This window comes from Nitratidesulfovibrio sp. D1 (assembly GCF_051133415.1).
Lineage (GTDB): Bacteria > Desulfobacterota > Desulfovibrionia > Desulfovibrionales > Desulfovibrionaceae > Cupidesulfovibrio.
On record NZ_JBPGNZ010000006.1, the window covers coordinates 1 to 24,274 of the forward strand.

A 24,274-nucleotide genomic window follows, 5' to 3' on the forward strand; every position below is an offset into this window, starting at 1 on the left:
GCACGAACGCACCGTAATTGGCGCACCCGCACGATTGATTATATCGTAAAGGCTGATTCCTTCCCGACTCGCTATTTACTTGTCAAAGAACCATGGTCTTGGAACCGCGGTCTTGCGACCTCGCCCCGCCGGGGCTTCCCGTCGCGGCGAGGAGCATGTATGCCCCAGCGCCCCGCCAGGTGTCAACCGCTTTTTTCGTTTTCCTCGTTTTTTCCCGAAGACCCCGTGGACCCCGTCGAAGGAATCCGGAAAGCGGCAACCTGTTGATCCGGCTGAAAGAGCGGTGCCGCGTCGGACGCTGTCCGTTGCGGCGAAGGGGGTATCTATGCGCTTCGCCACCCGGCGTCAACATCTTTTTCGTCAGCCGGTTGACCGTATCCCGGAGTTTCCCCGCAACCCCGCGCCAGCCGTGGTTTTGCCCCGCCAGCCAAAATGCACTCCGCCCGAACGACGACGCCCCGGCGGGGCCGGGGCGTCGGGGAGATACGTGATGCGGCGTTCCGCTACTGGGCGGCGTGCACGGTGATCCGGTCGCCGGGCTTCAGCTGCGCGTCGCGGTCCAGGTTGTTCCAGCGTAGCAGGTCCTTGGGCGGCACGTTGAACTTGCGGGCGATGGCCCACATGGTGTCGCCTTCCTGCACCTTGTACACGATGGCCCGGCCCAGCGGCGCGGCGGCCTGCGCGGCTGCGGGCTTTGCGGACGCCCCCCTGGACGTGGACGCCACGGCCACCGGCGTTGCGGCCCGTTCCGCGTTGCCGCGCGAAGCGCTGGCCACGATGGCCTTGTTGGCGGCTTCCGCCTCTTGCCGGGCGATGGCCGTGGCCTCGGCCCCGGCGTCGGGGATGTACAGCTTCTGCCCCACCTGCAGGGCGATGCCGGAAAGGCCGTTGGCCTTTTGCAGGGTTTCCACGCTGCTGCCCTGAGCCCTGGCGATGCCGTACAGGGTGTCGCCCTGCTTGACGATGTAGGTGGCGCGGCGCTCGGCGATGTCGCGGGTGCGGGCGGAGGACGGCTTCTCCGATCTGTCCGGCCTGCCCGGTTTCGCAGCAGACGCAGCCTTGGACGACGGCGGCTCGGCCTGCGCGGTGAAGCCCGACGCATCGCCCCCGCCGGGGATCATCAGTTCCTGGCCCACTTGCAGCTTGCCGCCGGACTTGTTGACCCGCTTCAGCACCGAAACGGGCACCCCGCAGCGCTTGCCGATGCGGTCCAGCGTGTCGCCCTGGCGCACCTTGTACACCCGCCAGCCCGCGTAGCTGCGCTGTTGCGGCTTGGCCAGGAACGCGTTGGCCGCATCCAGGTGCATGGCGTGCACGTAGACGGTGGTGTGGGAATCCGGCGGCGAGATGTAGCGCCGGAAGGCCGGGTTGTTGGACGAAAAATCGTTCCAGTTCTGGCCCATGGCCTGGGCCAGGGCCATCAGGTCGGTACCGGGCTTCACGCGCAGCGGCTCCAGCTTCGGCGCGCAGTTGTAGTCCGGGGCCTGGAAGCCCAGGGATTCCAGGTTGCGCATGATCTTGGTGACGGCGATGAACCGGGGCACGTACTGGCGCGTCTCGTCCCTGAGCTGGGCCTTGCCGTCGAGCATGTGGTTCTTGGCGCGCAGGTCGAAGAAATCTTCGGCCCCGGTGCCTTCCAGCGCCCGCGATATCTTGCCCTCGCCCGCGTTGTACGCGGCCAGCGCCAGATGCCAGTCGCCGAAGTCGCCGTACAGCTTCTGCAGGTAGTCGGCCGCCGCGCGGGCGGACTTGAACGGGTCGCGCCGCTCGTCCATCCACCAGTTGTACGACAGGCCGTAGCGCATGCCGGTGTGGGGCATGAACTGCCACACCCCCGCCGCGCCCGCCGGGGACACCGCGTTGGGATTGAACCCGCTCTCGACGATGGCGAGGTAGGCGACATCTTCCGGGATGCCCTGCTGCCGGAACACCTCGCGGATGTGCGGCAGGTAGTTCTGCGAGCGCTTCAGGTAGCGCTCGAAGGTGCCGCGCGCGCGGTGGGTGAAATACTTGAAGTGCAACTCGACATCGCGCCGGGCCTCGGGGGTGAGGTCCTTGTCCAGTTCGCCGGTGGAATTGAGGGCCGCCCATTCCTGCGGGGTAAGGGGCACGCCGTCGTCGGCAGGCGGGATGGGCAGTTCCACCACCTCTTCGGGGTCGGCGGCGGGAGCGGTGGCGCTGGGCGGCACCGGGCAGGCTTCCACGGGCTGGACGGGGGGGATATTCTTCTTGGGCGCGCAGCCGGCGGCCAACAACGCCACCGCCGCCAGCACGAGCACGAGCCGGGCGGCACGGCGCGCGCGCAGGGCGGAGGACAGGAGTCTGGTTCGCTGCATGGATATTCCGGATGTGTTGGGAGCGGCGGGAAGAGGGCCGCGAGAAGGAGCGTGTGTCGGGTCGTCCGCAGAACCGTCCGGCGGGTCGTCCGGCAGGTCATCCGGCAGGTGCCCTGGCGGGGCATCCGGCGGGGCGTCTGGGCGTCGGCGGACTGCATGGGGATGCCGGAGGCACGGGCCGGGCCATCGCCCAAGCCCCTTGCACGGAAGCACGTTCAAGGGTACCTGCGATGTGAACGGCTGCCCGACCCTACCTCATGCCGCCCATCGAACGCAACCCGTCTACCAGCGCCCGTCCGGGCGAAAGCGAAACATGCCCAAGAAGCACCCCCTTTGGGGCACCGTCGCGCGCGATGACGCGCCGCGCGATGCCCGTAACGACGATGCGCGGGACGACCGTTCCCGCTCCGGAAACCGCAACCGCAAGGATGGCCGTCCCGCGGGACGCCCCGGCGGCCCCCATTCCGGCCGCCCCGAAGGACGTGGCGACGCGCCGCGCGGCCGTGGCGGCAGGTCCGACCGGCAGGAACGTTCCGGCCGGCCCGACCGTGCGCCGCACCGCGACCGGCCCGCCGATGGACGCCGCGAAACCCGCCGGGACGTCACGCCCGACGCCCTCCAGACCCCGGAGTCCCCGTGCTCCATCCTGCCCGGCGTAAAGCCGGTGCTGGAACTGCTGGAGTCCGACCCCGGCCGGGTGGAGGCGGTGTTCATCCGCAAGGGCAAGCGCGGCCGCGAGGTGGACCGCATCGTGGAACTGTGCCGCGAGGCGCGGGTGCGCTTCACCTTTGCCGAGCCGCATACCCTGGACCGGCTGTTCGCGTCCGGCCAGGCCATCGGGCAGCCCGCCGGGCAGGCCGAGGCCGAGCCGGGCCTGCCGGAACCCGCCGAGGACGACCTTTTCGCCGATGACGACGCCGCCTGGGACACCCTGGAAGGCGGCGGCCCAAATGACGGCCCAGCTGACGGCGCGGACGACGACGCGGGCGATGCCCCCCGCCCGGGGCAGCGGGAGCGGGCCGACCGTTCCCCGCGCGCTTCCCGGCCTTCGCATTCTTCACATCAGGGGGTCATCGCCCGGGTGTTCGACGCCGGGTTCGCCGATCTGGGCGACATCCTGCGCGACGCGCCCGACGCGCCGCTGCCGCTCATCGTGGCGCTGGACCAGGTGCAGGACCCCGGCAACGTGGGCACCCTGGCTCGCACCCTGTACGCCTTGGGCGCGGCGGGGCTGGTGGTGGTGCGCCACGGCGGGGCCGCCCTTGGCGGGGCCGCCGCCCGCGCCGCCGCCGGTGCGCTGGAAAAGCTGCCCGTGGCCAAGGTGACCAACCTGGCCCGCGCCCTGGATGAAGCCGACGAGGCGGGCTACACCGTCTATGCAGCAGGTGGGGCGGCAGGTGGAGCGGCGGGCGGGACCGGTGCGGACGGGGACGGCAAGCCCGGCAGCGGGCCGCGCAATCCGTTCACCGAACCGCTGCGCACCCCGGCCGTGCTGGTGCTGGGCAACGAGGACACCGGCATCCGGCCCAACGTGGCCAAACGTTGCCATTTCACCCTGGCCATTCCCATGGCCCGCGACTTCGATTCGCTGAACGTGGCCCAGGCCGGGGCCATCCTTGTGGGGTGCTTCGCGGCGCGCCGCCACAAGGGATAGCCGGGCTCCCGACGGGCCGCGCACGGCATCTCCATCCGCACGCGCACAAAGGCCCCCGCCCTTCCACCAGGAAGAACGGGGGCTTTTCCGCGTCCGGCAACCGCCGCGCAAGGCGGCAGGAAACTACCGGATGAAGTTTGGAATATTCAGGAAAACATCTCGCGTGTAAGTGATCATCTTGTCCATGATCCACGGAAACGAGATGAGCAGCGCGAGAAAGATGGAGACGATCTTGGGAATGAACGACAGCGTCATTTCCTGGATCTGGGTGGCGGCCTGGATAATGCTGACCACCACGCCCACGGTCAGGCCCACGCCCAGCATGGGCAAGGAGATAAGCAGGGCGATTTCGATGGACTGGCGCGCGAAGGCGATGACCATTTCCGGCGTCATGTGATGTACCTCTTCAGACCGCAAAACTGTTGACCAGCGACCCCACCAGCAGCGCCCACCCGTCCACCATGACGAAGAGCAGCAGCTTGAAGGGCATGGAGACCATCATGGGCGGCAGCATCATCATGCCCATGGCCAGCAGGATGCTGGACACCACCATGTCCAGCACCAGGAAGGGGATGTAGATCAGGAAGCCGATGGTGAACCCGGTCTTCAACTCGCTGATGACGTAGGCGGCGGCCAGCATCACCGTGGGCACCTCTTCCTTGGTGCGCGGCTGTTCCATCTTGGTGATGGCGTAGAAGATGGACAGGTCCTTCTCGCGGGTGTGCTTGAACATGAACGAGCGCAGCGGGACCTGGGCCTTGTCCAGCGCCTCGGTGAAGCCGATGCGCTCCTCGAGGTACGGTTGCAGGGCGGTGTCGTTGATCTGCTTGCCCACGGGCATCATGATCACCACCGTCATGAAAATGGCGAGGCTGGCCAGCACCTGCGAGGGCGGCAGTTGCTGCACCCCCAGCGCCTGGCGGATGAAGTGGAACACGATGATGATGCGGGTGAAGCTGGTCACGGTGAGCATGATGGCCGGGGCCAGCGAGAGCACCGTGAGCATGAACAGGATTTCGAGCAGCAGCGAGACCTTTTCCGGCTCGGTCTGGCCCGCGCCCAAGGTAAGCTGCATGGTGGGCATGACCAGATCCTGCGCCGCATGGGCCACGCCGCCGCACAGGAGCGGCAGGAGGGACAGGGGCGCCAGCAGCGCGAGAATCCGGAACGGCGTGCGAATGGCGGCGGGGCAGGGCTCTTCCGTCAGGCGGGTGACGCCCCATCTGGCCGGTGCGCGGGAAGAAATGACGGTGGCGGCATCAGCCGCCGGAAGGTGCGCGTCCCTTGCCGAGCGCACGCCCCAGCACCGCGGAGAAGCCGCCGGGGCCGCGTCCGCCAGACTGGGCGGGCTGGCCAGGCTGGCCAGACAGGTCCGGAGGGCTTCCGGGATCGGAGGTTGCGTCGTCGCTGCCGTGCTCATGGTCAAGGTCCTGCTCCGTGAGTAGCGTTATCTGCTGGTCGGTGACGCCCAGCAGCAAACGCTTGTTCAAGAAGCGTACCACCATGAGGCCCTTGCGCGGCCCGATGGGCAGCTGCGCCTCCAGGCGCAGGTCGTCGCGCGAGAAGCCGCCCGCGCCCGGCACGGCGCGGAACAGTCCGCCGTGGCGGCGCACGGCCCACAGGGCCAGCCACAGCAGGCCCACCAGCAGGAACAGCACGCCCACGGCCTGGATGTACCCGCTCCACGAAAAGGCGGGCACGCTGGCGGCCGCAAGGCCGTCCGACGCGCCCGCGGTGGCCCCCATGGTGGCCCCCACGGTAGCATTGACGTGCGCGATGGTGGCGTTGACGGCGTCGGCGGCCCGGCCCGCCATCTGGCCTGCCGCGTGGGGCAGGGCCTGGGCCGCATCGCCCAGGGTGGCGTTGGCCGAAATGGCGGCGCGCACCGCGCCCTCCGCCTGCGCGGCGGCGTCCACTGCGGGCTCGGTGGCGTTAAGCAAGCTGCTTCACCCGTTCGATGGGGCTGATGATGTCCGTCAGGCGCACGCCGAATTTCTCGTTGATGACCACGGCCTCGCCGCGCGCCACCAGCTTGCCGTTGACGTACACTTCCAGCGGTTCGCCTGCCAGCTTGTTCAGTTCGATGACCGACCCCTGGCCCAGTTGGAGCAGTTCGTTGATCAGCAGGCGGGTGCGGCCCAGTTCCGCCGAGACGTCCAGCGGAATGTCCAGGATGAAGTCCAGTTCGCGGCGTCCGCTGTCGGGCCGGGGCGACTTGGCCTCTTCCGTCAAATCCTTGAACTTGGCCTCGCGCGCGGCCTGGGCGAAGAAGCCCTGCTCCTTTTCCTTCTTCAACTGGGTCTGCTCTTCGCTGGCCAGGGCCTTGGCCCATTCCTCGGCCAAGCGGGCGTCGTCGTCGCCCCCGCCCGCTCCAGCGGGCGCGGACGCGGGCGCGGACGCGGGCGCGTCATCCCCGCCGTCCTCGTCCTCCAGCGCGGCAGCCCACTGGGCCGCCAGCAGATCCTGATCGACATCCTTGCCGTCACTCATGGGTATTCCTCTTGCGCGACAAACGCTTACTGGATGACCATTTCGGTAATGTACACCCGCAGCACCTTGGGGCCGCCCAGAATCTGGTTCAGGCGGTCGGCCACCTCGTTCTTGAGCTGCAACTTGCTTTCGATGGGGGCGAGGTCGGCGTACGACTTGCTGGACAGCAGCAGGATGACCGCGTCGCGCACCTTGGCCGACTGCCCTTCCAGTTCCTTGGCCGTGGCGTCGGAGCCCACCTCCACCTCCATGGTCAGCTTGAGGTAGCGGCGGCCCGTGGGGTCGGCCAGGTTCACCAGGAAGGTGGGCAGCTTGGCCACCTTGGCGTTGCGCCCCGGGGCTTCGCCGCCCTTGGCGTCGGCCTTGGCCTCGGTCTTGGCCGCCTCGGGGGAGCCCTCCGCAGGCTGCGCGGCGGGCCGCATGACGAACCACCAGTACGCACCGCCGCCCGCGCCAGCCAGCACGAACAGCAGCAGGACGAGGATGATCCACTTCAGCTTGCCGGACTTCTTCTTGGGGGGTGCGGCTTCTTCCGCCACTGCGCTCGCTCCTTGGGCAGATGGACGTTGCGGCGCGCGGACTGGCCGCCCACCGGGCCGCGCACGGCGGCCGCTACTGATATCCGCCGAGCCTCGGCGTGGTCTTCACCAGAATTTCCACCCGGCGGTTGCGGTCAGGGGCTTCGGAACCCGCCGCTCCGTCCTCGCTGGCCTGATCGGCCCGACTGGCCTGACCGGGCTGATCGCCGGGGCCGCCCGATGCGCCCGATGGGGCCGACGGGTCCGATGAACCCGTCGCGCCGGGCGCCGGGGGCTGCCCCGCCAGGGACGGCCGGTCCGGACCATAGCCCGCGACGGAAAACCGGGCCGGGTCAAGTTTTCTCTGCACGAAATATTCCAAAACCGTCAGAGCACGCCGCCCGGCCAGTTCGTATCCGGCCGCGCCGCCCCCCATGCCGCCATCCGTACCGCCGTCCGTGCCGCCCTCGGCGGCCGGGTCGCTGTGCCCGGCAATGGCCACGTCGGCGGTGACGTATTCCAGCACTTCGGCCAGCATGCCCAGCAGGGGCCGGGATGTCTCGCGCAGTTGCCACTGGCCGGGGGCGAACAGCAGGTCGTCGGTCAGGGCCAGCACCACGCCATCGGGATGTTCCAGTATCCGCAGGTTCTTGTCCAGTGTACTTCGGTCCATGCCGGGGGGCAACTCGGCGCCGGGGAACAGCAGTTCCTTGATCTCGCGCTGGTGGGCGTACACCTGCGCGGGCCGCGCCAGCAACGGCTCCAGCAGGCGGATGCGCTCCGGCACGGTGCCGGTGACGCCCGCGCCCTGCTCGCCCGTTTCCCCGAAATGGGAACTGATGCGCGACAGAGTCACCCGGTTCATGGACGACATGGACAGCATCAGCACGAAAAAGGCCAGCAGCAGGGTGACCAGGTCGGAATAGGTCAGCAGCCACAACTGGCGGGACTTGCTCTCGTCGCTGGCGCGGCGCGGGCGGGACGCGCCCGGCGGCGCATGGGGGCGCGCAGGCGGTGGCCCCAGGGATGAAGGAGGGGTGTCGGACATGTCAGCGCCCTCCCTCGTCCGGCCCCGCGCCCGGCCCCGCGCCAGCCCCGCCAGTCCCGCCAATCCCGCCGGGCGCGGCATCGCCCCCGGGCATGACGAAGTCGAACCGGAACCCCTTGTACTGGAAGGTCTCGCGCACGGGCGCGCCGTCCTTCAGGGATTCCATGCGGCGGGCCCATTCGGCGTTGCGCCGGTCGAGCACGATGTCCACCCGGCGGTTGGCGCGCCGCCCGTCCGGGGTCAGGTTGTCGAAGCGGGGGCGCGTGTCGCCGTGGGCTTCCATGAGCATGCTGCCGCGCGGCACGCCGAGGTCCGCCAGCTTGCGGTACACCGCCGTGGCCCGGCCCAGCGAGAGCCGCCACGGCGAGGGCAGCGACCGGTCGTCCCCGCGCAGCCGGAACAGGATGCCCTCTTCGTCGCGCGCGGGAGAGGCGTGCCCGGCGATGAGCACCGGGTGCTCTACCCCACGCAGCACCGGGGCCACGCGGGCCAGCAGGGCCGCGCCGCGCTCGGTCAGTTCGGCCGAGCCGGTGCGGAAGAGCACCTCGCCGTTGATGGAGAATATCTGGATGTAGCCGTTTTCCTGATAGTTGATGTCGTGCTCGGCGTCTTCCCAGAGCATTTCGCGCAGGGGGGTCAGGTCGCGGCCGCGCGGGGGCGCGTCGCCCACCGGGGCCACGCCCGGCACGGGACGGCCGTCGGCCGCGTCGCGCAGGCTGGCCGCGCCCTGTTCCTGCCCGAAGCTGCCCGCCACCGAACCCACGGCCATGACCCGGCGGCGCTCGTCGATGACCGAAATGGCCACCAGCATCACGAAAAAGCTCAGCAGCAGGGTCATCAGGTCGGAGTACGTAATGAGCCACGGCGGCTGGGTGATGCCTGCGGGCTGCGGTTTCCGCCTGACGCGCGCCATGGTCCGTGCTCCGTGTGGGGGATTATCCTTGCGAGGCCTGTCGACGCTATTGAGGATTTTTGTTTCCTGCCAAGGAAGAATGATTTTTTATGAAGGGAGCATACTCTTATCGTATTCGACCGGAATGAAAAACCATTCTGACGAAGGCAGGAGGCAAAAAGACCATAGCGTCAACAGGCCTAGCCGGTCCTGCGCTCGCGCGGGGGCTGGTAGCAGGTCAGCTTTTCCAGGATGATGCGCGGGTTCTCGCCCCTGGCGATGGCCAGGATGCCTTCCAGCTGCATCTCCATCAGCTGCACCTCTTCCTTGCTGCGGTGGCGCAGCTTGCCCGCCAGCGGCAGGAACACCAGGTTGGCCAGCACCACCCCGTAGAAGGTGGTGATGAGCGCCACGGCCATGGCCGGACCGATGGCCGAGGGGTCGTTCATGGCGCGCAGCATCTGCACGAGGCCGATGAGCGTGCCCACCAGCCCCAGCGCCGGGGCGTAGGAAGCCAGCGCGTTGAAGATGTCCACCCCCATGGAGTGGCGCGTCTCCAGCGCGGCGATCTCGGTTTCCATGATCTCGCGGATGGCGTCGGGCTCCAGCCCGTCGATGGTCAGTTGCAGGCCCTTGCGCAGGAAGGGGTCGTCCAGGCCGCGCACGGCGGGCTCCAGCGACAGCAGCCCCTCGCGCCGGGCGCGGTGGGCGAATTCCATGAACTGGTCGATGACCAGGTCGGCGCGGTGCAGCTTGGTGGAGAACGCCTTGCGGGTGATGGACAGCACGCGCAGGGCCACGGGCAGCGGGTAATGCACCAGCGCGGCCCCCAGGGTGCCGCCCAGCACGATGAGCAGGGCGGCCGAATCCACGAAGAACAGCGGATTGCCGCCCATGGCCAGCGCCGTGCCGATGAGCCCGAACGAGATGAGGATGCCGAGTACGGTTGCCAGATCCATGCGGGTGCCCTTGCTCCGTGCGCGGGTGGTTGATGCGTGCCCCGTGCGCGCCCTGTGTATGCCGGACGCTTATCGGAAAAATCGGAGGTGCAGGGGGCCATGCCCCCTGCCCGCCGGAGGCGCTCGGAAAAGCGCCCCACCTGCCCGTTTGCCCCCTTCGGGAGCCCCGGCCTACCCTCGCGCGGGGCGCGGGCCGAAAATGTCCGTGCCCACCCGCACGATGGTGGCCCCTTCGGCCACGGCCACTTCCACGTCGTGCGACATGCCCATGGAAAGATGCGGCAGGGGCAGGCCCACGCGGGCGGCCAGCCCGTCGCGCAGTTCGCGCAGCCGGGCGAAGAACGGGCGCGAGGCTTCGCCGTCGTCGAATATGGGCGGCATGCACATCAGCCCCAGCAGGCGCAGGCGCGGCAGGGCCAGCACGGCGTCCGCCAGGGCGGGCAGTTCGTCCGGGTCCACGCCGGACTTCTGCGCCTCGTCGCCGATGTTCACCTGAAGCAAAATGTCCTGCACCGGCGGCGCGCCCCCGGCCCCCTGCGCGGGCATGGCGGCCAGGCGCTGGTCCAGCTTGCGGGCCAGGGTTTCCGAGTCCACGGTGTGCAGCAGCGCGAAGCGCCCCACCACGTCCCTGGCCTTGTTGCTCTGCAAGTGGCCGATGAAATGCCAGCGCGGGCCTTCGCCCCCTGCACCGGGGAGGGCATCCGGACCCATACCCGTCATATCGGCAACTTCGGCCTGTTTCCGTAGTGCTTCCTGCACATAATTCTCGCCAAAATCACGCTGGCCCGCCGCGACCAGCGCGGCCACGGACGCGGCGGGGTGGTACTTGGACACCGCGACCAGGGTGATCCCGGCCGGGTCGCGCACGGCGGCGCGGGCGGCGCCGTCCACGCGGGCGCGCACGGCGGCCCAGCGGTCCAGCAGGGCGCGCGCGGCGTCGGGCGGCAGAAAGGCGGAAGCGGCGATATCGGGCATGGCTCTCGTTCCGGATGGCGAAAAGCGTGAGCGCCGCCCGCCGCACGGCTTACGGCGGACGGACGGCGCGTGGAATACGACCGGCATGCGGGTGCGGTTGGCCCGCTACCCGCCACTACTCGTCGGTCAGGCCCAGCGAACGCAGAAAGCCCACGTCCTCGGTCCAACCTTCGCGCACCTTGACCCACAGTTCAAGGTGCACCTTCTTTTCCAGCAATCCCTGGATGTCGGCGCGGGCCTTGGTGCCGATGTCCTTGATGGTGGCCCCGGCCTTGCCGATGACCATGGACTTGTGCGACGGGCGGCCCACGTAGATCACCGCGTGGATGGTGACAAAGCCGCGCTCTTCCTCCTCGTCCCACTTCTCGATCTCCACGGCCACGGAATAGGGCAGTTCCTGACGCAGGGCCAGGAACAGCTTTTCGCGCACGATTTCCGCCGCCATGAAGCGCACCGGCAGGGTGGACAGCTGGTCCTCGGGGTACATGGCCGGGCCTGCGGGCAGCTTGGACTTCACCAGCTTGACCAGTTCGGGCAGGCCGTCGCGCGTCAGGGCCGAGACGGGGAACACCTCGGCCTTGGGCCAGATCTTCTGCAGATCGATGAGCAGGGGCAGCATCTTGGACTTGTCGCGGAACAGGTCCACCTTGTTCACGGCCACGATGACCGGGCGCTCGTCGGACGCCACGGCGTCCATCAGCGGCTTGACGTCGCGTTCGAGGAAGTCGGGCTTCTTGATGTACAGGTCCGCGTCCAGCAGGACCAGGATCACGTCGGCGCTGTGCATGGACTGCCACGCCGTCTGGAGCAGCATCTTGTTCATGCGGCCGCGCTGCTGGTGGATGCCGGGGGTATCCATGAAGATGACCTGCGCGTCCGGCTCGGACAGGATGCCCACGATCTGGTTGCGGGTGGTCTGGGCGCGCGGGGTGACGATGGCCACCTTGTGCCCCAGCGCCGCGTTGAGCAGCGTGGACTTGCCCGCGTTGGGCGGCCCCAGCAGGGCAACCCAGCCGCAGCGGTGTTCGGACTTGGACATTATATGGACTCCTTGCGGAAAAAGGTCGTGTTCTCCGCCGCATGTTCCACAGCGCGGGCCGTGCGTCAAGGAACGGCGCGAAAAAACGGCGGACGTGCGGCCGGTTGCGGCCAGCCGCCGGGGCCGGACGGGATGTGACGAAGGAATGTTGGGGATGCGGACGCCGCCCGCGTCAGCCGGTAACGGACCTGCGCCGGAAGATGCGCCCGGCATGGCGGAACAGGCCCCATACGCGGCGGGACGCGGCCCGTCAAGCGGCGCGGGCCCGCGCGCGCCCCAAACACTCCCGGGACGCCCCTGAACACCCCTGCCACCTGTTGACGTTCCGGATACCATCTGTATTACTGGCCGCACGACGGAACGTGCATCGGCCACCTGACGCGCACGTTCCGGCAAGCCTTCGGCAAGCGCCGCGACGGGCCGCCACGGGCTCCATCCCTTCGGCCCCGCGATGCCCCCGTCACCGGGCTTCCTGCAAGGATTCCGCTGTCCAGCGTGCCCGCGCCCACTCGCGCCCCACGGAGAACGCCATGCCCCGCAAGGTCAAATCGGTCCGCGTGCCGGAAGAACTTTCGGCCATCGACCTGTCCGGCATCATCGCCGAATGCGAAAAGTACCTGCGCGACCTGGAATCGGTCGCCATGCTCAACCAGCAGGGCGAACGCGAGGCGGCGGAGGCGCTGCTGCGCGCCCGCCAGGCCGACCTTGGCCGCCGCGTGGGCATGAAGGTGTGGGAGGCCCGCAAGCAGGCCGCGCTGGAACGGCTGCAAAAGGGGCAGAACGCGCAGACTGCGGAACCGGCCTGATCCCGCCCCGGTTATCCCCCCGCCACCGCCACCTCGCCCCCGATGTCCACCCCCGCCATGCCCACCAAGGCGCGGTGGGGGTGCATTTCCACGCCCGCCGCGCGGGCCTCGTGGAACAGTTCAGCATAGGCCGGGTCGATGTAGTCGGCCGGGCCGAAGCAATGCCCGTCCGGCCGCTGGATGAGGTAGAACCCGGCGGCGCGTTCGCCGCGCGCCACGATGTCCATCATCTCGCGCAGGTGCTTGGCCCCGCGCTCGGTGGCGGCATCGGGAAAGGCGGCCACGTCGTCCTCCACCAGGGTCACGTTTTTGCATTCCACCCACAGGGTGGGCAGGCCGGGGCCGTCCAGCCGGGCGTCCAGCCTGCTTTCGCCGCGTTTGGCCTCGCGGCGCAGGGTGGTGTACCCCGCCGCCCACGGCAGCCGCCCGGCGTGGAAGGCCGCTTCCAGCAGCCGGTTGGGGACGGAGGTGTTCACCCCCACCCAGAAGCCGCGCGGCCCGTTGCCGCCGCAGCGCACCAGTTCCTGGGTGTATTTCAGCTTGCGGTCCGGGTTGGGCGCGGGCGACGCCAGCACCGCCGCGCCGGGGCGCATCAGCCCCAGCATGGACCCGGAATTGTTGCTGTGCACCCACAAGGGCTCGCCATCCAGTTCCAGTTCCACGCTGAACCGCTTCACCCGCCGCACGAAGCGGCCCACCACGCAGCCGGGCGGAAACGGCAGCAGCGGCGCGCCGTAGCCCGCCGTGCCCATGCCCGGCAGCCCTTCTCCTGGTTTGCCGGCGCCCTTTCCGCACCCGGCACGCTCCCCGCCCGTGACCCCACTGTCACTCCCCGCGCCATCAGGCGCGGCCGATCCCCCGGCGCGCGCCTGCGTGGCGTCCCCTTTTCCGCGTCGCTTTCCATCCCCTGACATCGTCTTTCCTTACGGCAGGTTGGCGCATACTGCGCACCGTGCGGCACGGCACGGACCACTCCGCGCGCATCCTGCCGGTATGTTTTGATGTTTCCCCAATTTACAGTCGCCCCGTAAGCTGGTAACCAGCCGCCGAGAGCAGACGCGGCCCGGCCGGAACGGGCGCGGCCTGCACGACGTAAAAAGCCGCGCGGCCGCGCACATCATACCACGCGAACAGGACGCACCGTAATGAGAATCTCCGACCGTCTCACCCGCATCAAGCCCTCGGCCACCCTGGCCGTCAACGCCAAGGCGCTGGAACTCAAGGCCAAGGGCGTGCAGGTGGTCAGCCTTGCCGTAGGCGAGCCCGACTTCCCCACCCCGGAACACGTGCGCGAGGCGGCCAAGACCGCCATCGACGAAGGCTTCACCCGCTACACCCAGGTGCCGGGCATTCCCGAACTGCGCCAGGCGGTGTGCGGTTACTTCGCGCGGTTCTACGGGGTGGAGGCCCCCATGGAAGCCACGGTGGTCACCAACGGCGGCAAGCAGGCACTGTACAACCTCTTCCAGTGCCTGCTCAACCCCGGCGACGAAGTGCTGGTGCCCGCCCCCTACTGGGTGAGCTACCCCGCGCTGGTGGAACTGGCGGGCGGCGTGACCGTGCCGGTGGCCTCCCCGGCGGAGCGCGGCTTCAAGGTCACGCCCGAGGAACTCGACCGCGCCGTCACCCCCAGAACCCGCGCGCTGCTGCTGAATTCGCCCTCCAACCCCACGGGCGCCTGCTATTCCCGCGCGGAAACCGACGCCATCATGGAATGGGCCGTCGCGCGCGACCTGTTCGTGATCTCGGACGAAATCTACGACCGGCTGGTGTACGAACCGGCCGAGGCCGTCAGCGTGTGCGACTGGTGGGAACGCCACCCCGAGAACGTGGCCGTGGTCAACGGCCTGGCCAAGACCTTCGCCATGACCGGCTGGCGCGTGGGCTACGCCCTGGCCCACCCCGACCTGATCAAGGCCATGACCAAGATCCAGGGCCAGTCCACCTCGAACATCTGCTCCGTGGCCCAGAAGGCGGCGCTGACCGCCCTCACCGGCCCCTACGACGCGGTGGAGGAAATGAAGAAGGCCTTCCGCCGCCGGCGCGACCTGGCCCACGGGGTGGTTTCGTCGTGGCCGGGCGTGGTCTGCCCCACGCCCGACGGCGCGTTCTACCTGTTCGCGGACATGAGCGCCCTGTTCACCCCGGCCCTGCCCGACTCGGCCAGCCTGTGCACCTACATCATGGAGCAGGCCAACGTGGCGCTGGTGCCGGGCGCGGCCTTTGGCGACGACGCCTGCCTGCGCTTCTCGTACGCGGTGTCCGACGACACCCTGATGATCGCGCTGGACAAGGTCGCCAAGGTCCTGTTCGGCTAATCCAAACGGTCCTTTCGCCCGTTGGCGTCGTCAAACTTCGCCTGCCATATCGGTCGAATACGATAAGAGCGCGCTGCGGTCCTCAGCCGTAAGGCTCGCAAGCTCGCCTAACGGCTGAGGCATACTCCCTCATGGCAGGCTCGTTTTCCTTGCCAACGGACGAAAATCCTCGTTTGGAAAAGTGCCGCTACGGGAATGCACCCGCGTTGCGCACCGGCCTCGCCCTTCGCCGGAAAGTACGATATGACGGCGGCATGTCCCGCGCGGTTCGCGCACGCGACCAGCCGGGGCATGCCGCCGCTTCGCCCGCCGCGTCCCTAGTCCCGCCCGCGCGGCGGCGCGGCATCCGCGAATGTTCGCCTCACGTATGGCGCGGCCCCGCCGCGCATCACCGGCACGCACGCATGGGCCTTTTCCCCGGCCCGCAAGGAGCATGACCATGCCCCAGCCCCACCGCCTCGACTGGACCAACGCCTGGCCCGCCGCGCCGCTGGGCCGCCTGGCCCCCGACGCCGCCGCCGCGCACGACCTGCACAAGGGCGAGATGGCCCACCGCCTGAAGGCGGAACTGGCCGCCGGGCACCTGCCGTTCATCGACATGCCCTACCGCGACGCGCTGGAATCGGGCCTTGCCGCGCTCCAGCCCACCCTGTCCCGCTACCGGCACATGGTGCTGCTGGGCATCGGCGGCTCGGCGCTGGGCGCGCGGGCGTTGCAGAAGGCCTTCTTTCCCCGGCAGGACCGGCCCGGCCACGACGGCCCGTGGCTGTGGATAGCCGACAACGTGGACGCCGACACGCTGGAGGCATGGTTCGCCAGCCTGCCGCCGGAACAGACCCTGGTGGTGGCGGTGAGCAAGTCGGGCGGCACCATCGAAACGCTGGCCCAGTACTTCCTGGCCAAGGAATGGCTGCGCGAAACGCTGGGCAACGCCTGGCGCGAGCACATGCTGGTGGTCACCGACGAGAAGGCGGGCTTCCTGCGGCAAGAGGCGCAGACGGCGAATCTCGCCTCGCTGCCCGTGCCCGACCATCTGGGCGGCCGCTATTCCGTGCTCTCCGCCGTGGGGCTGGTGCCCGCCGCGTTCATGGGGCTGGACTGGCGCGCCTTGCTGGACGGCGCGCAGGCCGCCGGGGCGGACCTGGTGGCCGACCCGGCCCACGCCCTGCCCGGCCACCCCGCGTGGCAACTGGCCCTGTGGAACATGGCCCTGGCCGACGCGGGCTATTCGCAGCTCATCTTCTTCTGCTACGTGCCGCTGTGGGCTCCGTTCGGCCCGTGGTTCGCCCAGTTGTGGGCCGAAAGCCTGGGCAAGGAAGGCAAGGGCACCATGCCCCTGCCCGCCGTGGGCGTCACCGACCAGCATTCCCTGCAACAGATGTTTCTGGACGGCCCGCGCGACAAGGGCTGCCTGTTCCTGACCTGCCCCGGCCTGCCGCAGGGCCGCCCCTTCCCGGCCAGCCTGCCGGACAAGTGGGCCTTCCTGAAGGGCCGCCGCTTCGGCGAACTGCTGGACGCCGAAGGTCTGGGCACCCGCATGGCCCTTGCCGGGCAGGGCGTGCCCCTTGTGGAACTGCGCATGGGCCACACCGGCGAGGCGGCGGCGGGCCGTCTGATGGGCCTGCTGGAACTGGCCACCCTGTTCACCGGCTGGCTCATGAACATCAACCCGCTGGACCAGCCCGCCGTGGAGCTTGGCAAGCGCCTTGCCAACGCCCGGCTGGGCGCGCCCGGCTACCCGGCGGAAGAGGCGGACCTTGCCGCCTTCCTCGGCCGGTCCGGACAGTCGCAGGAGTTCTAGCCGGTGCCGCGCCGTTTCGAACTGCCGGGGGGGCTGCCCTTCGGCTTCGCCCGCTTCCTGTCGTGGGTGTCGCTGGTGCTCATCCTGGCCACCAGCATCGTGATGTCCGTGATCATCACCGATTCGGCGCGCAACACCATGTTCCGCAAGCAGCAGGAATTCGCCTCGCTGCTGGCGGAAAACCTCAACCACCAGATCTACCGGCGCTTCACCCTGCCCACGCTGGTGGGCTTCGGGCGCATCGCCCTGCGCCAGCCGGTGCAGTACGAACGGCTGGACCAGCTGGTGCAGTCGGTGATCCACGGGTTGCAGGTCTCGCGGGTGCGCATCTACGACCACGGCAAGATCGTGTCGTATTCCACCGACCGCGCGGACCTTGGCCGCACCGACCTGGCCGGGCCGGAAATCACCGTGGCCCTGCGCGACGAGGACCCCAGCTACACCATCGACGCGGACATCTCGTTCTGGCAGGCCCTGTTCACCCCCCGGCTGGAGCCGGGCAGCTTCATCCTGCGCACCACCTATCCCCTGCGCGTGGAAAACCGCCTGGGCCGCATCGACGATGACGACGACAGCCCGATCATGGGCGTGCTGGAAATGACCCAGGACATCACCAACGACACCCGGGCCATCATCGCCTTCCAGTGGCTGATCATCGGCACGGCCAGCCTGTCCTCGCTGGTGCTGTTCGGCATGCTGCTGGTGTTCATCCGCCGGGCCGAGCGGGTCATGGCCGAACGCATGCAGGAAAAGCAGCGCCTGGAGCGCGAACTGCACCAGCACGAAAAGCTGGCGGGCATGGGCCGCGTGGTGGCCAGCATCGCCCACGAGATACGCAACCCGCTGGGCATCATCCGCTCCAGCGCGGAACTGCTGCTGAAACGCCCCAGCAGTTCCGACCCGGTCACCGCGCGCATCCTTGAAGCCATCTACGACGAGGCCAAGCGGCTCAGCCAGACGGTCAACGACTTCCTGGACTACGCCCGGCCCCGCCAGCCCCGGCAGGACCCGGTGGAGACGGACGGCGTGCTCGACCGCGTGCTGGGCTTCCTGGAGGGCGAACTGGCCCGCCGCGAGGTCGCCGTGACCCGCGAGACGGAGCCGGGCATCGCCGTTTCCGGCGACGGGGACCTGCTGTACCGCGCGTTCTACAACATCATGGTCAACGCGTTGCAGGCCATGGACGGCCCCGGCTCGGTCACCGTCACCGCCCGCCGCGACGGCGACGAGGCCGAGTTCGCCTTCCGCGACAGCGGCCCCGGCTTCGACCCGGCCAACCGCGAACGGCTGCTGGACCCGTTCTTCACCACCAAGGATGACGGCACCGGCCTTGGCCTGCCCATCGTGAACTCCATCATCACCAGCCACGGCGGCAGCCTGCGCATCGACAACGCGCCCGAGGGCGGCGCCGTGGTGTACGTGCGCCTGCCCCTGCGCAGCGAATAGCCCCCGATTGGGGGCAAACGCCCTCTCACGGGTTGCGCGCGCGGCCATCCGGCCCTATTTTCTGTCCCTTGGGCCTTCCCCGGCACCGCCGCGCCGCGCGCCCGGCGCCACGACACCGCAACCGGAACCGCCATGAACGACAAGACGCATCTGCTCGTGCTCGACGACGAGAAGAACTACCTGCTCGTGCTCGAAGCCCTGTTGTCCGACGCGGGCTACACCGTCACCGCACTCAACGACCCGGAGACCGGCCTCGCCTTTCTGGAAGAGTCGGAGGTCGACGTCATCGTCACCGACATGAAGATGCCGAAGATCACCGGGCGCGAAGTGCTGGAACAGGTCAAGAAGAACTGGCCGCACATCCCCGTGCTGATCATGACCGCCTTCGGCTCCATCGAAAGCGCGGTGGAGGTCATGAAGTACGGCGCGTTCGACTACATCACCAAGCCCTTCTCCAATGACGAACTGCTGCTGTCCGTGCACAACGCGGCCGAGCTCGCGCGCATGCACCGCCAGTACCGCGTGCTGCGCGAAAATCTGGAAGAACGCTACGGCATGCACCAGATCATCGGCAAAAGCAGGGCCATCCGCGAAACCCTGGCCATGGTCGACCGGGCCGCGCCCAGCCGTTCCACGGTGCTCATCTCCGGCGAATCGGGCACCGGCAAGGAACTGGTGGCGCGGGCCATCCACTTTTCCTCGCCCCGCAACAAGGGGCCGTTCGTCTCGGTCAACTGCATGGCCCTGAACCCCGGCGTGCTGGAAAGCGAACTGTTCGGCCACGAGAAGGGATCGTTCACCGGGGCCGTGGCCATGCGCCGGGGCCGCTTCGAGCAGGCGGGCGGCGGCACGCTGTTCCTGGACGAGATCGGCGAACTGACCCCCGAGCTTCAGGTCAAGCTGCTGCGCGTGTTGCAGGAACGCCGCTTCGAGCGCGTGGGCGGCACCGAAGAGGTCGAGGTGGACATCCGCGTGGTGGCCGCCACCAACAAGAACCTTCAGGAAGAGGTGGAAAAGGGCAATTTCCGCGAAGACCTGTACTACCGCCTCAACGTGGTGCACATCGCCCTGCCGCCCCTGCGCGAACGCCGCGAGGACATCCCCCTGCTGGTGGCCCACTTCGTGGACAAGCTGGCCCGCGAGAACGGCGTCACCCCCAAGACCTTCACCCCCGAAGCCCTGGACTACATGACCGGCTACGAATGGCCCGGCAACATCCGCCAGTTGCAGAACGTGGTGGAACGCTGCCTCGTGCTCGTCTCCGGCGACACCATCCGTGTGGACGATCTGCCCCCGGAACTGCGCGACGAAGAGGCGCAACTGAAAAGCGCTGTGGACCTCTTGCCCGTGCAGCTCGACCTGGCCGACACCCTGGAGCGCATCGAGGCCGCCCTCATCCGCCGCGCCCTGGTCCGCGCCGACTTCGTGCAGGTCAAGGCCGCCGAGTTGCTCGCCATCTCCAAGAGCCTGCTGCAATACAAACTGAAGAAGTACAATATCACGGGGCATTAAACAGGGGGGTGGTCTGCGCTCCCCCTAAAAGTTCAGCCCCACGCGGCGCACCAGTTTCGGATTTCCCTACCTTGACGGGTGGTCACCGTCGCCGCATAGTCGGTAAGGACGACAAACCGCACCACGGAGGTGCCCCATGGAAAAGCAGAAGATATCCCTGAGTACCCGGCTGCTCTGCGCGGACGCGGCGGGCGTCGTCGAGGCGCTGGCCGAAGGGCTGAAGGAACGCTGCCTGAAAGTCCAGAAGGGCGACGAGACCATGGTGCTCAGCCCGCCGGAAGCCGTGGACGTCGACGTGGAAGCCAAGATCCGCGACGGGCGGGGCAAGTTTTCGCTCGAGATATCCTGGCGCATCCCCGACGATGAAACCGTGGCCGCCTGCGACGAGGTGGCCAACCTGCCCGGCCGCGACCACATTGCCCCCCTCGGCTGTGCCGACGTGGAGGACGTGTCCGACATCGACCTGGATGTGGCCCTGAAAAAGGCCGACAAGCCGGAAAAGGCAAAGGGCCACAAGGCCGAGAAATCCGAAAAGGACGGAAAGGCCAAGCCGGACAAGAAAAAGGACAAGCCCGAAAAGGGCGGCAAGGACACGTCCGGCCGCAAGGACAGAAAGAAGGACAAGGGCGAAGGGACCGAAGACTAGTTCCCCGCCGTTACGCCAACGCACAAGGGCAGGCCCATGGCCTGCCCTTTTTCATGGCGCCGTCCCCGCCCGCCCGGCCACGTTGACAACCCCGCCCCCCTGCCCTACGTCGAGGCAAGGCCCCCCGTGGCCCCGCGCATTCCGCCCCCGTTCGCAACCCGCCCCCGGCCCGCCGGGCGCATCCCCAGCCCATGCCCCACTCCCCAGATTTCCCGGAATCACCAGACGTTCCGGAATCACCCGGCATTCCGGGACAGGACCATACCCCCGCCGCGCCGCGTCCCCCCTTCGACTTCGACGCGGACAACCCCGTGCGCGACTACATCACCGCGCTGCTGGCCTCGCCCTTCGGGCGGCAGGTCACCCACCACCGCGCCCTGCCCGCGCGCGAGGCCGACCACGCCCCCAACCGCCGCCCGTGGCCCAAGGCCATCCGCGACATCCTGGCCCGCAACGGAATCGGCGACCTGTACACCCATCAGGCCCGCGCCACCGACCTGATCCGCGCCGGACGGCATGTCGTCGTCGCCACGCCCACGGCCAGCGGCAAGACCCACGTCTACAACCTGCCGGTGCTGGAGCGCTTTCTGTCCGACCCGGACGCCCGCGCCCTGTACCTGTTCCCGCTGAAGGCCCTGGCCCAGGACCAGCTTTCCACCTTCAACAACCTCACCGCCGCGTGGCCCGCCGACGCCCGCCCCCGCGCCGCCATCTACGACGGCGACACCACCGACCATTTCCGCCGCAAGATCCGCCAGAACCCGCCCACCGTGCTGCTGACCAACCCGGAAATGCTGCACCTGGCCATCCTGCCGCATCACCAGCAATGGACCAGCCTGCTGGCCTCGCTGGCCTTCATCGTGGTGGACGAGGTGCACACCTACCGCGGCGTGCTGGGCGCGCACATGGCCCAGGTGTTCCGCCGCCTGCTGCGCGTGTGCGCCCGCTACGGCGCGCACCCCACCTTCGTGTTCTGCTCCGCCACCGTGGGCAATCCTGGCGAACTGGCCGCCAACCTCACGGGGTTGGGTGGCATTGAAACATTGAATTCGAATGTGGGGGAAGGGACCCTTTGCGGCAGCCGTTGGACGAGCGCGCAGACCGACCCGAAGGGCGCGGAGCGTGGCCGTTGGGCGAGCTTGCGAGCCCTACGGCCATCGTGCGCAACGCGCGAGTCTTACGAATGGCGTCCGCAGAGCGTAGAAAGGGTCTCCTTCCCCCACACCCCCATCCCCCAAAACTTTTCGATAGGGGGGAACGAATCAACAAACCTCGGAGCCGATGCGGGCGAAGCACGCAACGGCTCCGCAAAAGGGGTCAAGGGGGCGCTGCCCCCTTGCGGGGGTGCAGGGGGCAGCGCCCCCTGCACAAACTCCGGCGCATCTTCCATCGAAGTCATCACAGAAAGTGGCGCGCCGCAGGGCTTGCGGCACTTCGTGTTCGTGAACCCGGACGACAGCCCGTCCACGGCGGCCATCCAGCTGTTGCGCTCTGCCCTGGCGCGGGGCTTGCGCACCATTGTCTATTGTCAGTCGCGGCGCATGACCGAACTCATCAGCATGTGGGCGGCGGAAAAGGCCGGGCCGTACCGCGACCGCATCAGCGCCTACCGTGCCGGGTTCCTGCCCGAGGAGCGGCGCGACATCGAGGCGCGCATGTCCGGGGGCGACCTGCTGGCGGTCATTTCCACCAGCGCGCTGGAGTTGGGGATAGACATCGGCGGGCTGGACCTGTGCATCCTGGTGGGCTACCCCGGAACGGTCATGTCCACCCTGCAACGCGGGGGCCGGGTGGGCCGCGCCCGGCAGGAGTCTGCCGTGGTGCTGGTGGCCGGGGAAGACGCGCTGGACCAGTACTTCGTGCGGCACCCCGACGAGTTCTTCGACCGGCCCGCCGAGCATGCCGTGGTCAACCCGGACAACCCGGTCATCGCCAAGCGGCACATCGAATGCGCGGCAGCGGAGCTTCCCCTTCCTGCCGACGAGCCGTGGCTGGCCGCGCCGGGGGCCGCCGCCGCGCTGGCGGAACTGGAATCCGAAGGGCTGGTGCTGCGCAGCGCCGACGGCGCCACGCTGCTGGCCGCGCGCAAGCGGCCGCACCGCCACGTGGACCTGCGCGGCAGCGGCAACACCTTCACCATCGAGGACGGCGACGGCGTCATCATCGGCAGCGTGGACGGTCACCGCGCCTACCGCGAAACCCATCCCGGCGCGGTGTACCTGCACCGGGGCCGCAGTTGGGTGGTCACCCGGCTGGACCCCGGCGCGCAGAAGGTGGTGGCGGAGCAGGCCCGCGTGTCGTGGTTCACCCGCGTGCGCGGCAACAAGACCACGGAAATCCTGGATATCCACGACCAGTGCGTGGCCTGCGGCACCCGCGTGTTCCTCGGCAAGCTGCGCGTGACCGAAACCATCACCGGGTACGAGAAGCGCAGCGTGTCCGGCCAGCGGCTGCTGTCCGTGGTGCCGCTGGATGCGCCGCCCTTCGTCTTCGAGACCGAGGGGCTATGGTTCGAGATTCCCGACGCCGCGCGCATCGCCACCGAGAACGAACTGCTGCACTTCATGGGAGCCATCCACGCGCTGGAGCACGCCGCCATCGGCATCCTGCCGCTGCTGGTCATGACCGACCGCAACGACCTGGGCGGCATCTCCACCCCCATGCACCCGCAGGTGGGCCGCCCCGCCGTGTTCATCTACGACGGCCTGCCGGGCGGGGCCGGGCTGACCCGCGCCGCCTTTGCCGACGCCGACGCGCTGTTCCGGGCCACCCGCGCCGCCATGGCCGAATGCCCGTGCGAAACCGGCTGCCCCTCGTGCGTGCACTCGCCCAAGTGCGGCTCCGGCAACCGGCCCATCGACAAGGCGGGCGCGCTGTTCCTGCTGGACCGCATGGCCTGCGGCGCGCCCGAATCCGACCCGGTGCAGCCGGGGCTGGAGCAGGGGGGGACAACGCACCACGATTTCCAGTACATGGAAGAAGGGATGGCGTACCGTCGTGCAACACCCGCGCGACATGCCGAAACCGGGCCGCCCGCAACCGGCACTCCCCCCACGGAACACGCCCCCAAGGAGCACGTCATGACCCCGGACAATACCCCGAACATCCGCGACGCAGGGCCGCTCTTCGCGTCAACGCCGGACGGAAGGATTCTCGCCCCCGTGGGCCGCTACATGGTGCTGGACGTGGAAACCCGCCGCGCGGCGGCGGAGGTGGGCGGCTGGCACCGGGCCGACCGCATGGGCGTGAGCGTGGCCGTGCTGTACGACGCCGCCGACGACTCCTACACCCCCTACGAGCAGGACCGGGTGCCCGAAATGCTCGACCGCCTGCGCGCGGCGGACCTTGTGGTGGGCTTCAACATCTCTCGCTTCGACTACGCGGTGCTCTCGCCCTTCGCCCCCTACGACCTGCACACCCTGCCCACCCTGGACATGCTGGCCAAGGTCAAGGCCCGCCTGTCCTACCGCATCTCGCTGGACAACCTGGCCCAAGCCACCTTCGGCACGCCCAAGTCCGCCGATGGCCTGCAAGCCCTGCAATGGTGGAAGGAACAGCGGCTGGACCTCATCGCCGCATACTGCCGCAAGGACGTGGAAATCACCCGCGCCCTGTTCCTGCACGGCCGCGAAAAAGGCTACCTGCTGTTCACCAACAAGGACGGAAAGGCCGTCCGGGTGCCGGTGGAGTGGTAGCTGCCGGGCGGCTGCGGACAGGGCGGACGAACCAGCGCTCACGCCCCGCCCTCGCCGCGTGAGCGCCCACCCCTTTTCCGCCTCCCCCCTTCCCACGCCCGCGCCCCCGTGCTAGGGTGGAAATTCCCGGTGTCCCGTG

At 68.8% G+C, this 24,274-nt stretch carries 20 protein-coding genes; 8 read left to right on the top strand and 12 right to left on the bottom strand.

What is annotated here, in order from left to right; genetic code table 11:
- Positions 1 to 503 precede the first annotated feature (503 nt).
- A complete protein-coding gene (locus tag ACR4XJ_RS13015; protein ID WP_434755602.1) occupies positions 504 to 2,336 on the bottom strand; it encodes a LysM peptidoglycan-binding domain-containing protein in 1,833 nt (610 codons plus the stop codon).
- A gap of 313 nt (positions 2,337 to 2,649) precedes the next feature.
- Between ACR4XJ_RS13015 and ACR4XJ_RS13020 the strand changes: the two genes are divergently transcribed.
- Positions 2,650 to 3,990: a TrmH family RNA methyltransferase gene (locus tag ACR4XJ_RS13020; RefSeq protein ID WP_434755603.1), complete on the top strand. Its 1,341-nt coding sequence runs from the start codon at positions 2,650 to 2,652 to the stop codon at positions 3,988 to 3,990.
- Between the two features lie 123 nt (positions 3,991 to 4,113).
- Here ACR4XJ_RS13020 and fliQ read toward each other — a convergent pair whose 3' ends face one another.
- The 10 genes from fliQ to era all read right to left on the bottom strand — a co-directional run bounded on the left by fliQ (position 4,114) and on the right by era (position 11,911).
- Positions 4,114 to 4,383: a flagellar biosynthesis protein FliQ gene (gene fliQ / locus ACR4XJ_RS13025; RefSeq protein WP_434755604.1), complete on the bottom strand. Its 270-nt coding sequence runs from the start codon at positions 4,381 to 4,383 to the stop codon at positions 4,114 to 4,116.
- A gap of 13 nt (positions 4,384 to 4,396) precedes the next feature.
- Positions 4,397 to 5,074: a flagellar type III secretion system pore protein FliP gene (fliP, locus tag ACR4XJ_RS13030; RefSeq protein ID WP_434755769.1), complete on the bottom strand. Its 678-nt coding sequence runs from the start codon at positions 5,072 to 5,074 to the stop codon at positions 4,397 to 4,399.
- 175 nt (positions 5,075 to 5,249) lie between these two features.
- Positions 5,250 to 5,930, bottom strand: coding sequence for a flagellar biosynthetic protein FliO (fliO, locus tag ACR4XJ_RS13035; RefSeq protein ID WP_434755605.1), 681 nt, complete (start codon positions 5,928 to 5,930; stop codon positions 5,250 to 5,252).
- On the bottom strand, positions 5,923 to 6,480 hold the full coding sequence (gene fliN / locus ACR4XJ_RS13040; RefSeq protein WP_434755606.1) for a flagellar motor switch protein FliN: 558 nt from the start codon (positions 6,478 to 6,480) through the stop codon (positions 5,923 to 5,925). Before fliN ends, fliO begins: the two co-directional genes overlap by 8 nt.
- 26 nt (positions 6,481 to 6,506) lie before the next feature.
- Entirely contained in the window at positions 6,507 to 7,019 is a 513-nt protein-coding gene (locus ACR4XJ_RS13045; RefSeq protein ID WP_434755607.1) for a flagellar basal body-associated FliL family protein, read from the bottom strand.
- Positions 7,020 to 7,092: 73 nt separating this feature from the next.
- The gene (locus tag ACR4XJ_RS13050) at positions 7,093 to 8,046 is read right to left on the bottom strand and encodes a flagellar motor protein MotB (protein WP_434755608.1); all 954 of its coding nucleotides are present in this window, start codon (positions 8,044 to 8,046) and stop codon (positions 7,093 to 7,095) included.
- A 1-nt stretch (position 8,047) separates the two neighbouring features.
- The gene (locus ACR4XJ_RS13055) at positions 8,048 to 8,959 is read right to left on the bottom strand and encodes a flagellar motor protein MotB (RefSeq protein WP_434755609.1); all 912 of its coding nucleotides are present in this window, start codon (positions 8,957 to 8,959) and stop codon (positions 8,048 to 8,050) included.
- 179 nt (positions 8,960 to 9,138) lie between these two features.
- Positions 9,139 to 9,897 (bottom strand): motility protein A, encoded by a 759-nt coding sequence (locus tag ACR4XJ_RS13060; RefSeq protein WP_434755610.1) that lies wholly within the window; start codon positions 9,895 to 9,897, stop codon positions 9,139 to 9,141.
- 171 nt (positions 9,898 to 10,068) lie between these two features.
- On the bottom strand, positions 10,069 to 10,872 hold the full coding sequence (locus tag ACR4XJ_RS13065; RefSeq protein ID WP_434755611.1) for a YggS family pyridoxal phosphate-dependent enzyme: 804 nt from the start codon (positions 10,870 to 10,872) through the stop codon (positions 10,069 to 10,071).
- A gap of 115 nt (positions 10,873 to 10,987) precedes the next feature.
- The gene (era, locus tag ACR4XJ_RS13070; RefSeq protein ID WP_434755612.1) at positions 10,988 to 11,911 is read right to left on the bottom strand and encodes a GTPase Era; all 924 of its coding nucleotides are present in this window, start codon (positions 11,909 to 11,911) and stop codon (positions 10,988 to 10,990) included.
- 530 nt (positions 11,912 to 12,441) lie between these two features.
- On the opposite strand from era, the gene ACR4XJ_RS13075 reads away from it, so the two are divergent.
- Positions 12,442 to 12,717 carry a hypothetical protein gene (locus tag ACR4XJ_RS13075; RefSeq protein WP_434755613.1) on the top strand — a complete coding sequence of 92 codons (276 nt, stop codon included), beginning with the start codon at positions 12,442 to 12,444 and terminating at the stop codon, positions 12,715 to 12,717.
- A gap of 11 nt (positions 12,718 to 12,728) precedes the next feature.
- Here ACR4XJ_RS13075 and sfsA read toward each other — a convergent pair whose 3' ends face one another.
- A complete protein-coding gene (gene sfsA / locus ACR4XJ_RS13080) occupies positions 12,729 to 13,469 on the bottom strand; it encodes a DNA/RNA nuclease SfsA (protein WP_434755614.1) in 741 nt (246 codons plus the stop codon).
- 393 nt (positions 13,470 to 13,862) lie between these two features.
- Between sfsA and ACR4XJ_RS13085 the strand changes: the two genes are divergently transcribed.
- The 6 genes from ACR4XJ_RS13085 to ACR4XJ_RS13110 all read left to right on the top strand — a co-directional run bounded on the left by ACR4XJ_RS13085 (position 13,863) and on the right by ACR4XJ_RS13110 (position 24,135).
- Positions 13,863 to 15,035 (top strand): pyridoxal phosphate-dependent aminotransferase, encoded by a 1,173-nt coding sequence (locus ACR4XJ_RS13085; protein WP_434755615.1) that lies wholly within the window; start codon positions 13,863 to 13,865, stop codon positions 15,033 to 15,035.
- A gap of 439 nt (positions 15,036 to 15,474) precedes the next feature.
- Positions 15,475 to 16,836, top strand: a complete 1,362-nt coding sequence (locus tag ACR4XJ_RS13090) for a glucose-6-phosphate isomerase (protein ID WP_434755616.1) — start codon at positions 15,475 to 15,477, stop codon at positions 16,834 to 16,836.
- Between the two features lie 3 nt (positions 16,837 to 16,839).
- Entirely contained in the window at positions 16,840 to 18,282 is a 1,443-nt protein-coding gene (locus ACR4XJ_RS13095; protein WP_434755617.1) for a sensor histidine kinase, read from the top strand.
- A 132-nt stretch (positions 18,283 to 18,414) separates the two neighbouring features.
- Positions 18,415 to 19,794: a sigma-54-dependent transcriptional regulator gene (locus ACR4XJ_RS13100; protein WP_434755618.1), complete on the top strand. Its 1,380-nt coding sequence runs from the start codon at positions 18,415 to 18,417 to the stop codon at positions 19,792 to 19,794.
- A 136-nt stretch (positions 19,795 to 19,930) separates the two neighbouring features.
- On the top strand, positions 19,931 to 20,440 hold the full coding sequence (locus tag ACR4XJ_RS13105; protein ID WP_434755619.1) for an amphi-Trp domain-containing protein: 510 nt from the start codon (positions 19,931 to 19,933) through the stop codon (positions 20,438 to 20,440).
- Between the two features lie 191 nt (positions 20,441 to 20,631).
- The gene (locus ACR4XJ_RS13110) at positions 20,632 to 24,135 is read left to right on the top strand and encodes a DEAD/DEAH box helicase (RefSeq protein WP_434755620.1); all 3,504 of its coding nucleotides are present in this window, start codon (positions 20,632 to 20,634) and stop codon (positions 24,133 to 24,135) included.
- Positions 24,136 to 24,274 lie beyond the last annotated feature (139 nt).

What these genes read in the sequence shown, in the direction of transcription:
- ACR4XJ_RS13015 (WP_434755602.1), bottom strand. Translation starts at nt 2,336, where the DNA reads ATGCAGCGAACCAGACTCCTGTCCTCCGCCCTGCGCGCGCGCCGTGCC.
- ACR4XJ_RS13020 (WP_434755603.1), top strand. Translation starts at nt 2,650, where the DNA reads ATGCCCAAGAAGCACCCCCTTTGGGGCACCGTCGCGCGCGATGACGCG.
- fliQ (WP_434755604.1), bottom strand. Translation starts at nt 4,383, where the DNA reads ATGACGCCGGAAATGGTCATCGCCTTCGCGCGCCAGTCCATCGAAATC.
- fliP (WP_434755769.1), bottom strand. Translation starts at nt 5,074, where the DNA reads ATGCCCACCATGCAGCTTACCTTGGGCGCGGGCCAGACCGAGCCGGAA.
- fliN (WP_434755606.1), bottom strand. Translation starts at nt 6,480, where the DNA reads ATGAGTGACGGCAAGGATGTCGATCAGGATCTGCTGGCGGCCCAGTGG.
- ACR4XJ_RS13050 (WP_434755608.1), bottom strand. Translation starts at nt 8,046, where the DNA reads ATGTCCGACACCCCTCCTTCATCCCTGGGGCCACCGCCTGCGCGCCCC.
- ACR4XJ_RS13055 (WP_434755609.1), bottom strand. Translation starts at nt 8,959, where the DNA reads ATGGCGCGCGTCAGGCGGAAACCGCAGCCCGCAGGCATCACCCAGCCG.
- ACR4XJ_RS13060 (WP_434755610.1), bottom strand. Translation starts at nt 9,897, where the DNA reads ATGGATCTGGCAACCGTACTCGGCATCCTCATCTCGTTCGGGCTCATC.
- ACR4XJ_RS13065 (WP_434755611.1), bottom strand. Translation starts at nt 10,872, where the DNA reads ATGCCCGATATCGCCGCTTCCGCCTTTCTGCCGCCCGACGCCGCGCGC.
- era (WP_434755612.1), bottom strand. Translation starts at nt 11,911, where the DNA reads ATGTCCAAGTCCGAACACCGCTGCGGCTGGGTTGCCCTGCTGGGGCCG.
- ACR4XJ_RS13075 (WP_434755613.1), top strand. Translation starts at nt 12,442, where the DNA reads ATGCCCCGCAAGGTCAAATCGGTCCGCGTGCCGGAAGAACTTTCGGCC.
- sfsA (WP_434755614.1), bottom strand. Translation starts at nt 13,469, where the DNA reads ATGGGCACGGCGGGCTACGGCGCGCCGCTGCTGCCGTTTCCGCCCGGC.
- ACR4XJ_RS13085 (WP_434755615.1), top strand. Translation starts at nt 13,863, where the DNA reads ATGAGAATCTCCGACCGTCTCACCCGCATCAAGCCCTCGGCCACCCTG.
- ACR4XJ_RS13090 (WP_434755616.1), top strand. Translation starts at nt 15,475, where the DNA reads ATGCCCCAGCCCCACCGCCTCGACTGGACCAACGCCTGGCCCGCCGCG.
- ACR4XJ_RS13100 (WP_434755618.1), top strand. Translation starts at nt 18,415, where the DNA reads ATGAACGACAAGACGCATCTGCTCGTGCTCGACGACGAGAAGAACTAC.
- ACR4XJ_RS13105 (WP_434755619.1), top strand. Translation starts at nt 19,931, where the DNA reads ATGGAAAAGCAGAAGATATCCCTGAGTACCCGGCTGCTCTGCGCGGAC.
- ACR4XJ_RS13110 (WP_434755620.1), top strand. Translation starts at nt 20,632, where the DNA reads ATGCCCCACTCCCCAGATTTCCCGGAATCACCAGACGTTCCGGAATCA.